Source organism: Pseudomonas baetica, from assembly GCF_002813455.1.
Classification (GTDB): domain Bacteria; phylum Pseudomonadota; class Gammaproteobacteria; order Pseudomonadales; family Pseudomonadaceae; genus Aquipseudomonas; species Aquipseudomonas baetica.
The window spans coordinates 5679866-5691867 of record NZ_PHHE01000001.1 but is presented as its reverse complement, the minus strand read 5'-3'; the positions used below and the strand labels follow the sequence as shown (position 1 = coordinate 5691867).

At 60.5% G+C, this 12002-nt stretch carries 10 protein-coding genes; 7 read left to right on the top strand and 3 right to left on the bottom strand.

Annotated features, from left to right (window positions below; translation table 11 throughout):
* The first annotated feature begins 151 nt into the window (after positions 1-151).
* Entirely contained in the window at positions 152-706 is a 555-nt protein-coding gene (locus ATI02_RS26345) for an RNA polymerase factor sigma-70 (RefSeq protein ID WP_095189614.1), read from the top strand.
* Between the two features lie 144 nt (positions 707-850).
* Here ATI02_RS26345 and ATI02_RS26340 read toward each other — a convergent pair whose 3' ends face one another.
* The 3 genes from ATI02_RS26340 to ATI02_RS26330 all read right to left on the bottom strand — a co-directional run bounded on the left by ATI02_RS26340 (position 851) and on the right by ATI02_RS26330 (position 3463).
* Positions 851-1864, bottom strand: coding sequence for a GNAT family N-acetyltransferase (locus ATI02_RS26340; RefSeq protein ID WP_095189613.1), 1014 nt, complete (start codon positions 1862-1864; stop codon positions 851-853).
* A gap of 87 nt (positions 1865-1951) precedes the next feature.
* Positions 1952-2749 carry a substrate-binding periplasmic protein gene (locus ATI02_RS26335; protein WP_095189612.1) on the bottom strand — a complete coding sequence of 266 codons (798 nt, stop codon included), beginning with the start codon at positions 2747-2749 and terminating at the stop codon, positions 1952-1954.
* Positions 2750-2839: 90 nt separating this feature from the next.
* Entirely contained in the window at positions 2840-3463 is a 624-nt protein-coding gene (locus ATI02_RS26330) for a TetR/AcrR family transcriptional regulator (RefSeq protein ID WP_095189611.1), read from the bottom strand.
* Between the two features lie 183 nt (positions 3464-3646).
* On the opposite strand from ATI02_RS26330, the gene ATI02_RS26325 reads away from it, so the two are divergent.
* The 6 genes from ATI02_RS26325 to ATI02_RS26300 all read left to right on the top strand — a co-directional run bounded on the left by ATI02_RS26325 (position 3647) and on the right by ATI02_RS26300 (position 12000).
* Positions 3647-5431, top strand: a complete 1785-nt coding sequence (locus ATI02_RS26325; RefSeq protein ID WP_100847785.1) for an acyclic terpene utilization AtuA family protein — start codon at positions 3647-3649, stop codon at positions 5429-5431.
* 12 nt (positions 5432-5443) lie between these two features.
* Positions 5444-6328: an SDR family oxidoreductase gene (locus ATI02_RS26320; protein WP_100847784.1), complete on the top strand. Its 885-nt coding sequence runs from the start codon at positions 5444-5446 to the stop codon at positions 6326-6328.
* A 3-nt stretch (positions 6329-6331) separates the two neighbouring features.
* On the top strand, positions 6332-7948 hold the full coding sequence (gene atuC, locus ATI02_RS26315) for a geranyl-CoA carboxylase subunit beta (protein WP_095189608.1): 1617 nt from the start codon (positions 6332-6334) through the stop codon (positions 7946-7948).
* A gap of 30 nt (positions 7949-7978) precedes the next feature.
* The gene (gene atuD, locus ATI02_RS26310; protein WP_095189607.1) at positions 7979-9136 is read left to right on the top strand and encodes a citronellyl-CoA dehydrogenase; all 1158 of its coding nucleotides are present in this window, start codon (positions 7979-7981) and stop codon (positions 9134-9136) included.
* Positions 9133-9930 (top strand): enoyl-CoA hydratase/isomerase family protein, encoded by a 798-nt coding sequence (locus ATI02_RS26305; RefSeq protein WP_100847783.1) that lies wholly within the window; start codon positions 9133-9135, stop codon positions 9928-9930. The genes atuD and ATI02_RS26305 overlap by 4 nt, the downstream gene beginning before the upstream one ends.
* A gap of 108 nt (positions 9931-10038) precedes the next feature.
* On the top strand, positions 10039-12000 hold the full coding sequence (locus ATI02_RS26300; protein WP_100847782.1) for an acetyl/propionyl/methylcrotonyl-CoA carboxylase subunit alpha: 1962 nt from the start codon (positions 10039-10041) through the stop codon (positions 11998-12000).
* Positions 12001-12002: the final 2 nt, after the last annotated feature.

Below are 12002 nucleotides of genomic sequence, written 5' to 3'. Positions count from 1 at the left end.
CGTGTCGCAGTTCTCAGATTGCACCGAACCAGAGCATTACTTCTCTTTCTCATTTGACAATCATTATCATTCAACATAATTTGTCGCTCGATGTGTAGGACGCCCCCTCCCCCAGGCGCCCCACGAACCAATTGGCAGCAAGGTGATTTCCATGACGGAACAAGTATCCACAAGCAGGTGCGATTCACCGCTACTTCAGGCATTCGTCGACAATCGACTGATTCTGGTCAAAATCGCAGCGCGTATTACCGGCTGCCGGTCGCGCGCCGAAGATGTGGTACAGGATGCGTTTTTCCGACTGCAGTCGGCGCCACCCATTACATCGTCGATCAAAGCCCAACTGAGTTATCTGTTCCAGATCGTGCGCAACCTCGCCATCGATCACTACCGCAAACAGGCGCTGGAGCAGAAATATTCCGGCCCTGAAGAGGAAGGGCTGAACGTGGTTATTCAAGGTGCTTCGCCGGAAACCTCGCACATCAACTTCTCGACCCTGGAACACATCGCCGATGCGCTGACCGAGCTACCGAGTCGCACTCGCTATGCATTCGAGATGTACCGTCTGCATGGCGTGCCGCAAAAGGACATCGCCAAGGAACTCGGCGTTTCGCCGACTTTGGTCAACTTCATGATTCGCGATGCGCTGGTGCACTGCCGCAAGGTGTCGGGCAGTCGTCGGGATGCGGTGGCGGTGGGTCGTCGATAATCAGAGAAGTGTTGACGCCCTCATTCGCGAGCAGGCTCGCTCCCACATTCGACTGCATTTCTCCTGAAAGAACACGGTTAAATGTGGGAGCGAGCCTGCTCGCGAAGGCGACCTCAGGATCACCGAGATCCTGAGGCCCCATCATCAAGCCAGTTTGCACCGATCAAAAAACCGCTCACGCCCCAGCATCATCAGCGCCGCGCGCTTGTGCGGGAAGTCGAACTCTTTCTCGCAGTGGAAGCACTGGTTTTGCATGTGGCCGATCATCTTCGCGTTGTCGGCACGCGGCTCGGCGACCACGCGCTGGGTACGTGGATCATCCAGAAACAGGTAATGCACCAGCGCCGACAGCCAGCTCGCCACTTTATGCGGGCCGCGGTGATCTTCTTCCCCCACCAGCATATGAATGCCACGGTCGTAATTGTCGGCATCGTAGAACGGCGCAATGCGGTCTTCCTTGGCCCAATAGGCTTCGAAATAAGCAAACGGCTGATCGTCGAAACAGCCGATCAGGGTGAGCGTGTGCGGATCGGCGTCGAGTTTGCTGAGGTATTCACGATGCTTTTCGATCGTGCCTTCTTCCTGCCAGAAACTGGCAACGCGCGGGCTGTTCTGCCAGCGGTTGAAGCGCGGCAGGTCTTCCTCGATCTCGACCGTGCGCAGGGAAATCCACGCACCGAGTCGCGCATCGAAACGCCGATAGACTTCACCGCGCGGTTTGACCGGACGCAACGGATGACGCTTACCCTGGCTGATGACCATTTGCTGCGGATAGCTGCCGGTCAGAGAAGTGCCGAGCCACGGTTGCGGCAATTGCCAGAACAGCGAACGCTCACAGCGATATTCCCCCGCCACTTCAGTGCTCACCAACAATCCGCTGAGCAAAGCTTCGGTCGGCGGCTGATCCAGTAGCCAAGTCAATTGCTGACACGCAGGATCGCGAGCGAACAACCAGTAACACGCCGCCCACAGTGCCTGACCTGGCGGCAACGCAAAACGTTCATCGATGTGGATCGGCCCTTTGGCCTCACGATCAAGGCGCAGCCGGATCAGCGGCTGCCCGTCCAGGCTCAGGCTCAGACGGCTTTCGGTGACATCGGCTAGCAACTGACTGCCCGAAGGCAAGGCCAGGGCAGTCAGCTCATTCAGATTGGACATGGGTCGGGCTCACGGTAATCGTCGACAGTTCAACGATGGGACGTGATCCGGAAAGAGAAATTTAGGCGTTGCGCACAAATCAGTGCCTCAACGACGAGGCACCGGCACCACGGCGATCCTGTAGGGCTCGAAAATCTTCAGCATCTCGCCGTTATCGCGCAGCCCCTGCAGCAGCTTGCCGAACTCCTCCCCAGTGATCGGCGCGGTCGGACGCAGAATCGCATAGTGGTGATAGACCTGATCGATGCGTTGCGACACCAGCAACTCGTCACGCACCTTCTCATTGCGCAGCAGGTAATCACTCAGATATGAACGGGTCACCAGTGCGATATCCGCGCGCCCGCGCAGCACCATCAACAGGTTGCTGTCGTGGGAGTAGGTCAGGGTGGCGTTAAAGTTTTGCGCGAGTAACTTGGGATCGGCGTTGAAGTTGGAAAATTCGTAGTGGTAACCACTGAACAGCGCCAGACGTTTGCCGTTGAGATCGGCAAAGTAGCTTTGCTGGCGACCGCTTTCGCGTTGAGCAACGAAGATTTCAGCGTCCTCAAGCCCCATATCGACGTCGGTGTGGGGAATCTCTTTCCAGCCCCAATCAGGGTTCTCGAAGATCGCCATGTCGATCCGGCCCTGCTTGAAATCACCGAAACGTCGCGGAATCGAGGTCGGCACCAGCACGAACTGGTAGTCGTGTTGCAGGCGATTCAACGCCTCGACCAATTGAGGTAACAGCCCCGTGTCGGCGCCGTTTTCAGGGCGAACGGTGTAAGGCGGAAAATGCGCAGCGCCGACCCGAACCAGTTGCGCTGCCTGGACAGACAACACCGATGATGCCGCCAGCGCTGCGAGCAAAAACACCGCGGCCGTCCGAATTGGCGAAGACTTCAAAACACCCCACTCCCCGAAAAAATACCGATCAATGCATTCAAGCTAGGCGGTTTCGCCCAGTTAGCCAGTTTCCCGAACCGATAGAAAGCGCTAACGCTCTTCCAGAACCAGTATCAGCGCTTCATCGGCCAACTGATCAAGACTCAAACTGCCGCCAGCACGGAACCAGGTGGTGGTCCAGGACAAAGCCCCTGTGAGGAAACGTCGGGTAACAAATACGTCGCCACGGATAAACCCCGCGTCCTTGGCCTCACCGAGCACCTGCAGCCAGATATCTTCGTAGACATCGCGCAAAGCGAGGACTCTGGCCTGGCCCTCCTCTGACAACGAGCGCCATTCATAAACCAATACCGCCATCGCTTCGCCGCTGCCGCCCATGATCGACTGCAATTCGCAGCGTATCAGCGCCAACACGCGCTCGCGCACATTGCCGGCCTCAGCCAGTGCCGCACGCATCAGTGCGGTGTTATAGCGGATGGTTTCTTCCATCACTGCGCGCAGAATTTCGTCTTTGCTTTTGAAGTGGTGGAAAATACTCCCCGACTGAATCCCCACTGCGCCGGCCAAATCGCGCACCGTCGTACGTTCATACCCTTTGTTGCGGAACAGGTGAGCCGCCACTTGCAGCAATTTGCCACGGGCGCTGTCCGGGTCGGTCAACTGGCCTTCGTCGACCAATTCGCGCATGACCCTCAGGGCTTTTTGCTCGTCCACCCGTTCTCTCCTACAGTCGATCAGTCTGTTGCCCCCTGAAACCGCAGGGTTGCGCGCAATTTAAGCCGCCGGCGGCGACCAAGCAAGCGCTTGGGCAGAAGATACTTCAGCTGTTTACAAACCAAGCGCTTGCTTGGTAGCCTCCAGACACTTCTGTCGCAGGTTCCTGAGTCGGAGATAAACATGCCCAAAACCGTCCGCATCGGATGCGCCAGTGCTTTCTGGGGTGACACGTCGACCGCCGCCGCACAGCTCGTGGCCGGCGGGCGCCTGGATTATCTGGTATTCGATTACCTGGCCGAGATCACGATGTCGATCATGGCCGGCGCACGCATGAAAGACCCGCTGGCCGGGTTCGCCAGCGACTTCGTCGAAGTGCTCACCCCGCTGCTGCCGCAACTGGCCGAGCAGAACATCCGCGTCATCAGCAACGCCGGCGGAGTCAATCCGCAGGCGTGCGCCGCCGCCCTGCAAGCGGCGTGCGACAAGGCGGGTGTAGCACTCAAGATCGCCGTGCTGCTCGGCGATGACCTGCAAGCGCAATTCAGACAACTCACCGGCATCAGCGAAATGTTCACTGGCGCGCCACTGCCGCCGATGTGCGTGTCGACCAACGCCTACCTCGGCGCACCGGGCATCGTCGAGGCGCTACGACTGGGCGCCGATATCGTCATCACCGGTCGAGTCGTCGACAGCGCCGTGGTCAGCGCCGCGCTGGTGCATGAATTCGGCTGGTCGTGGCATGACTACGACAAACTGGCCCAGGCCGCCCTGGCCGGGCACATCATCGAATGCGGCGCACAATGCACGGGGGGCAATTTTACTGACTGGCGCGACGTGCCGGACTACGAACACATCGGTTTTCCGATCGTTGAAGTCAGCGCCGACAGCCAATTCATCGTCAGCAAACCCGAAGGCTCCGGCGGCCTGGTCACACCGCTGACCGTCGGCGAGCAGATGCTTTACGAGATCGGCGATCCTCAGGCCTATCTGTTGCCCGATGTGGTCTGCGATTTCAGTCAGGTCAGACTTCAGCAACAAGGCAAGAACGCGGTGCATGTGCACGGCGCCAAAGGCCTGCCTCCCAGCGACAAATACAAGGTCAGCGCCACCTATCCGGACGGCTTTCGCTGCACCGCCAGTTGCCTGATCGCCGGCATCGACGCGGTGGAAAAAGCACAGCGCGTCAGCCAGGCGATCCTCGACAAGACCGCCGAGATGTTCAGTCAACGAGGCTTTGGGCCTTATAGCGAAACCAACATTGAACTGCTCGGCAGCGAAGCTACCTATGGCCCCCACGGCCAGCGTCGTGACAGCCGCGAAGTGGTGATCAAACTCGCCGTGCGGCATCCGAACAAACAGGCGCTGATTCTTTTCTCTCGAGAAATCGCCCAAGCCGCCACCGGTATGGCGCCGGGACTGACCGGCATCGTCGGCGGGCGACCGACGGTGTATCCGCTGATCCGCCTGTTCTCGTTTCTGATCGATAAAAGTCGCTGCGACCTGCACATCGAACTGGCCGGTGAAAAACATCCGTTCACCCTGCCCTCGCCGACCGAACTCGACACCCGGGATTTGCCCCTGCCCCATCACCCACCCAAACCCCAGGGCGGCGCGGACGCCAGCGTACCGTTGGTCAAACTGGCCGTGGCGCGTTCCGGGGACAAGGGCAACCACAGCAATATCGGCGTCCTCCCCCGCCAGCCCGAATACCTGCCGTGGATCGCCGAAGCGCTGACACCGGCAGTGATCGTTGACTGGATGAGCCACGTCCTTGATCCGATTCATGGCCGGGTCGAACGCTGGTATCTACCCGGCACCCACAGTTTGAATTTTCTCCTGGAAAACGCCCTCGGCGGCGGCGGCGTGGCCAGTCTACGCATCGACCCGCAAGGCAAAGCCTTCGCCCAGCAACTGTTGGAAATCCAGATCCCGGTGCCGCAGAGCATCGCCGACCAGCTCGACTAGAGGACTGTTTACATGGCTTACGCGTCGATTTTCAAAGCCGATCTGTTCAGCGGCCAAACCATCATCGTCACGGGTGGTGGCAGCGGTATCGGGCGCTGCACCGCGCATGAACTCGCCGCCCTCGGCGCCAATGTACTGCTGGTCGGGCGCAAGCCGGAGAAGCTGCAAACAGTGGCCGCCGAGATCGCCGAGGACGGTGGTCGCGCGCACTGGAAAGCGTGCGATATCCGCGATGAAGAAGCCGTCAAACTGCTGATCACCGAGTTGATCACAGAACACGGGCCGATCCACGGACTGGTCAACAATGCCGGTGGCCAGTACCCGTCGCCGCTGGCCTCGATCAATCAGAAAGGTTTCGAAACCGTGCTGCGCACCAATCTGGTCGGCGGCTTTCTGATGGCGCGGGAAGTGTTCAACCAGTCGATGAGCAAGCACGGCGGCAACATCGTCAACATGCTCGCCGACATGTGGGGCGGCATGCCCGGCATGGGTCACTCGGGCGCTGCACGATCGGGCATGGACAACCTCACCAAAACCGCCGCGTTCGAGTGGGGTTACGCCGGGGTGCGGGTCAACGCGGTGGCGCCGGGCTGGATTGCGTCCAGCGGCATGGACACTTACGACGGCGCGTTCAAAGCGGTGATTCCGACCCTGCGCGAGCATGTGCCGCTCAAGCGTATCGGCACCGAATCGGAAGTCAGTGCGGCGATTGTGTTTCTGCTCAGCCCCGCGGCGGCATTCATCAGTGGCAGCACCTTGAAAATCGACGGCGCGGCCAGCCTCGGCAGCCGTGCGTGGCCGCTGCATAAGGCGACGCCCAGCGAGTCGTTCAACGGTTTCCATCGGGCGTACTTACCCGAAGTGCTTCGTCCCGACGTATTGAAGGACAAGGAGTAAGCCATGGCGCAGATCCAGTCCCAACTCGATCCGCACAGCGAAGCCTTCGCCCGCAATCGCGCGGCGATGCTCACGGCCATCGAGCAAGTGCAACAACTCGAACAGAACTTGCTGAACAAGGCCGCCGAAGCCAAGGCGAAATTCGACAAGCGCGGGCAATTGCTGCCCCGCGAACGCCTGAATCTGCTGCTCGATCCCGGCGCGCCCTTCCTCGAGCTGGCCAGCCTCGCCGGTTACAAGCTTCACGATGACAAGGACGGCAGTGCGGCCGGCGGCGGCTTGATTGCCGGTATCGGTTACGTGTCCGGCGTGCGTGCCATGGTCGTCGCCAATAACAGTGCAATCAAGGGCGGCACTATCTCGCCCAGCGGCCTGAAAAAATCCCTGCGCCTGCAGCAGATCGCCCAGGAAAACAAACTGCCGGTAGTCACCCTCGCCGAAAGCGGTGGTGCCAATCTCAATTACGCGGCGGAAATTTTCGTCGAAGGCGCGCGCAGCTTTGCCAATCAGGCACGCATGTCGGCGATGGGTTTGCCGCAGATCACCGTGGTTCACGGCTCGGCCACGGCGGGCGGCGCTTATCAACCGGGGCTGTCGGATTACGTGGTGGTGGTGCGCGGCAAAGCCAAGCTGTTTCTCGCTGGCCCTCCGCTGCTCAAAGCGGCGACCGGCGAAGTGGCCAGCGACGAAGAACTGGGCGGCGCCGAGATGCACGCGCAGGTCGCCGGCACTGCCGAATACCTGGCCGAGAACGATGCCGACGGTGTGCGTCAGGTTCGCGAAATCCTGCGCATGCTGCCGTGGAATGAACAACTGCCATGGCTGCCGGAGCCGCAATACAAAGAGCCGCTCTACCCTATCGACGAACTGCTGGGCCTGATCCCGGACGATCCGAAAAAGCCCTACGACGTGCGCGAAATCATCGCGCGCATCGCCGATGAATCGGATTTCCTCGAATTCAAAGGCGAGTTCGATCAGCAAACCATCTGCGGCCAACTGAAGATTCAGGGCCGTGCCTGCGGCTTTATCGGCAACAACGGCCCGATCACACCGAACGGTGCGAGCAAGGCCGCGCAGTTCATCCAGCTGTGCGATCAAAGCCAGACGCCGCTGCTGTTTTTCCACAACACCACGGGATTCATGGTCGGCACCGAGTCCGAACAGCAAGGTGTGATCAAACACGGTTCGAAACTGATTCAAGCAGTGGCCAATGCGCGGGTGCCTAAACTGACGATGGTCGTCGGCGGTTCCTACGGCGCCGGTAACTATGCGATGTGCGGACGTGGCCTCGATCCACGCTTTATCTTTGCCTGGCCCAACAGCCGGACCGCAGTGATGGGGGGCGCGCAGGCCGGCAAAGTGCTGCGCATTGTCACCGAGGCCAAGCAACTCAAGGACGGCCTCGTGCCCGATCCGAAAATGCTCGACATGCTCGAACAGGTCACCGCGCAGAAACTCGACAGCCAATCCACCGCGCTTTACGGCAGCGCCAACCTGTGGGATGACGGGCTGATCGATCCACGCGACACGCGCACGCTGCTCGGCTACTTGCTGGACATTTGCCACGAAGCCGACATTCGCACATTGCAACCCAACAGCTTCGGCGTCAGCCGGTTCTGATCGCCACGGACCTTACGGAGAACAATAACAATGATCTTCACCCCGGAACACGAAGCGCTGCGCCGCACCGTCCGCCAGTTCGTCGAACGCGAAATCAATCCGCACGTCGAGGAATGGGAAAAGGCCGGGCGTTTTCCGATCCACGAGATTTTTCGCAAGGCCGGTGACCTCGGTTTGCTGGGGATTTCCAAACCGGAAAAATTCGGTGGCATGGGCCTCGATTACAGCTATTCGATTGTCGCCGCCGAAGAGTTCGGCACCATCCATTGCGGCGGCATTCCGATGTCGATCGGCGTGCAGACCGACATGTGTACGCCCGCCCTCGCCCGCTTCGGCTCCGATGAACTGCGCGACGAATTCCTGCGCCCGGCGATCACCGGCGAGCAGGTTGGCTGCATCGGCGTCTCTGAAGTCGGTGCCGGCTCGGATGTCGCCGGGCTGAAAACCACCGCGCGCAAGGACGGCGACGACTATGTGATCAACGGCAGCAAGATGTGGATCACCAACTCGCCCAGTGCCGATTTCATCTGCCTGCTGGCCAACACCTCCGACGACAAGCCGCACATCAACAAGTCGCTGATCATGGTGCCGATGAACACGCCGGGGATCAGTCTCAGCTCGCACCTGGACAAGCTCGGCATGCGCAGTTCGGAAACCGCGCAGGTTTTTTTCGACAATGTGCGCGTGCCTCAGCGCAACCGTATCGGCCACGAAGGCGCCGGTTTCATGATGCAGATGCTGCAGTTTCAGGAGGAACGCCTGTTCGGCGCGGCGAACATGATCAAGGGCCTGGAGTATTGCGTCGATAGCACCATCGAGTATTGCAAGGAGCGCAAAACCTTCGGCAATGCGCTGATCGACAATCAGGTGATCCATTTCCGCCTCGCCGAATTGCAGACCGAAATCGAATGCCTGCGGGCACTGGTCTATCAGGCCACCGAGCAGTACATCAAAGGTCAGGACGTCACACGCCTGGCCTCGATGGCCAAGCTCAAGGCCGGGCGTCTGGGCCGTGAAGTCAGCGACAGTTGCCTGCAATACTGGGGCGGCATGGGGTTCATGTGGGACAACCCGGTGGCCCGCGCCTACCGCGACGTGCGCTTGGTGTCGATTGGCGGCGGCGCCGACGAAATCATGCTGGGGATCATCTGCAAACTGATGGGCATTCTGCCGGGGAAAAAGAAATGAGCACCCTCCCTGATTGCCAGACGCTGTTGCTGGAACTGCATGGCGGCGTGCTGCACATCACCCTCGACAGACCCGAAAGCCGCAATGCGATGAGCCTGCAAATGGTCGCGGAACTGCGTGCCGTGTTGGCGGCGGTGCACGACGACCGCGCTGTCCGTGCCTTGGTGCTCAGCGGCAGTGGCGGACATTTCTGCGCCGGTGGCGACATCAAGGACATGGCCAATGCCCGCGCTCAGGGTGCCGATGCTTACCGAGAGTTGAACCGCGCGTTCGGCGCTTTGCTGGAAGAGGCGCAGCACACGCCGCAAGTGCTGATCTGCCTGCTGCAAGGCGCGGTGATGGGCGGCGGTTTCGGTCTGGCCTGTGTCAGCGACATCGCGATTGCCGATCACAAGGCGCAATTCGGCCTGCCGGAAACCAGCCTCGGCCTGCTGCCGGCGCAGATTGCGCCGTTTGTAGTGCAGCGCATCGGCCTGACAGAAACGCGTCGACTGGCCTTGACCGCTGCGCGATTCGACGGCCATCAGGCGCGACGTTTAGGGCTGGTGCACTTTGTCGAACAGGATGCGCAGGCACTGGCCGAGCGGCTCGATGAGGTGCTGCAGCATGTTTTGTGTTGTGCGCCGCAGACGAATGCCATGACTAAAAAATTGCTGCTGGCCAGTGCGGGACAGCCATCGAGTGAGTTGCTCGATGAAGCGGCGCAGTGGTTCAGCGAAGCGGTGACTGGCGCCGAGGGCGTCGAGGGCACCCTGGCGTTCATGCAAAAACGCAAACCCGGGTGGGCCACCTAAAAGCTTCGCGAGCAGGCTCGCTCCCACAAGGGAACGCATCCAGATGTGGGAGCGAGCCTGCTCGCGAAGAGGCCAGCACATACACCGCAACTTTTGAGGGAACAGCCCATGCCCGCCATGCACAAAATCCTGATTGCCAACCGCGGTGAAATCGCCTGCCGCCTCCAGCGCACCGCCCAGACCCTGGGTTACCGCACCGTCGCCGTGTTCAGCGACGCCGACGCCGATGCACTGCACGTACAAATGGCCGATCAAGCCGTGCGCATCGGCCCGGCGCCGGTGCAGCAGTCCTACCTGAACATCCCCGCGATTCTCGACGCCGCCCGCCGCAGCGGTGCCGATGCGATCCACCCCGGCTATGGTTTTCTCTCGGAAAACGCCGGGTTCGCCCGCGCCTGCGAACAGGCCGGTCTGATTTTCATCGGCCCGAGCGCCGAGGCGATTGAACTGATGGGCAGCAAACGCCTGTCGAAACTCGCCATGCTCGACGCCGGTGTCCCGTGTATCGCAGGCTTCCAAGGCGCAGAGCAGGACGACGCGACACTGCTGCGTGAAGCCGAGCGCATCGGCTATCCGCTGATGATCAAGGCCAGCGCTGGCGGCGGCGGGCGCGGCATGCGCCTGGTGCACAACGCGTCGGAACTGCCAGCGCAACTGCGAACGGCCCGCTCAGAAGCCCTGAACGGATTTGGCAGCGACGAATTGATCCTCGAACAAGCACTGATCGAGCCGCGACACGTCGAAGTACAACTGTTTGGCGATCACCACGGCAATCTGATCTACCTCGGCGAGCGCGACTGCTCGATCCAGCGTCGCCATCAGAAAGTCATTGAAGAGGCGCCCTGCCCGGTCATGACTGCCGAGTTACGCCAGACCATGGGCGAAGCGGCGCTCAAGGCCGGGCGCGCAGTCAATTATGTTGGCGCCGGCACTGTTGAGTTTCTGCTCGACGCGCGCGGGCAGTTCTACTTTCTGGAGATGAACACCCGCCTGCAAGTGGAGCACCCGGTGACCGAATTGATCACGGGGCTGGATCTGGTCGCGTGGCAGTTATCGATCGCCGAGGGGCAGCCTCTGCCATTGACACAGGAGCAAGTTGTGCTCAATGGCCATGCCATGGAAGTGCGCCTCTACGCCGAAGATCCGGCGCAGGATTTTCTCCCGCAAACCGGCCGCATCGAAGCATGGGAACCGGCCCTGCAACAGGGTGCGCGAATCGATCATGGGTTGTGCGAAGGGCAATCGGTCAGCCCGTTCTACGACCCGATGCTCGGCAAACTGATTGCCCACGGCGCCACCCGAGAAGAGGCGCGACGCAAACTGCTGCGTGCGGTGCAGGACACTGTTCTGCTTGGCGTACAAAGCAATCAGCGACTACTCGAAAGTCTGCTGCAACATCCCCAGTTCATCAGTGGCGAATTCAGCACCGGGTTCATCCCCCAGCATTTCAACGATCATCCAAGCCTGCACACGTACACGCCAAGTGCCGAGGAACTGGCCATCGCCGCTGTGCTGTTCTACCAGGCGGGCGCTCGACAGCACCGGCCCCCCTTGAGCCATTGGCGCAACAACGCCAGCGTCCCGCTGCACTATCGACTGGGGCTGGATGAGCAAAACTGGAACCTGCAACTGCACAAACTCCCGGATAACCTGATTCAGGTGAAAACCGCCGAACGCAGCCTCGAACTGACACTCATCGAACACAGCGCGACCTCGCTCACGCTGGAGATCGACGGCCTGCGCCAACGCCACGCCTATCGCCTCGACGCCGGGCACCTCTGGCTGTTCACTCACCCCGGCAGCCTGCGCCTGGAGGATCGAACTCATGCGGTGATCGGCAGTCAGACCAGCGTCAGCTCCGGCACCTTGAAGGCGCCGATGGACGGTGCCATCGTCGACGTACTGGTCAGCGAAGGCAGTCCAGTCAGCAAAGGTCAGTTGCTGGTCGTGCTGGAGGCAATGAAAATGGAGCACCCGCTCAAGGCTGGCATCGACGGCGTACTCAAGCGGGTGCAGGTCAAAGTCGGCGATCAGGTAAAAAATCGTCAGGTTCTGTTGCAGGTCGAGTGAGT

Coding starts and splice junctions, on each gene's coding strand:
- ATI02_RS26345 (WP_095189614.1), top strand. CDS start 152: ATGACGGAACAAGTATCCACAAGCAGGTGCGATTCACCGCTACTTCAG.
- ATI02_RS26340 (WP_095189613.1), bottom strand. CDS start 1,864: ATGTCCAATCTGAATGAGCTGACTGCCCTGGCCTTGCCTTCGGGCAGT.
- ATI02_RS26325 (WP_100847785.1), top strand. CDS start 3,647: ATGCCCAAAACCGTCCGCATCGGATGCGCCAGTGCTTTCTGGGGTGAC.
- ATI02_RS26320 (WP_100847784.1), top strand. CDS start 5,444: ATGGCTTACGCGTCGATTTTCAAAGCCGATCTGTTCAGCGGCCAAACC.
- atuC (WP_095189608.1), top strand. CDS start 6,332: ATGGCGCAGATCCAGTCCCAACTCGATCCGCACAGCGAAGCCTTCGCC.
- atuD (WP_095189607.1), top strand. CDS start 7,979: ATGATCTTCACCCCGGAACACGAAGCGCTGCGCCGCACCGTCCGCCAG.
- ATI02_RS26305 (WP_100847783.1), top strand. CDS start 9,133: ATGAGCACCCTCCCTGATTGCCAGACGCTGTTGCTGGAACTGCATGGC.
- ATI02_RS26300 (WP_100847782.1), top strand. CDS start 10,039: ATGCCCGCCATGCACAAAATCCTGATTGCCAACCGCGGTGAAATCGCC.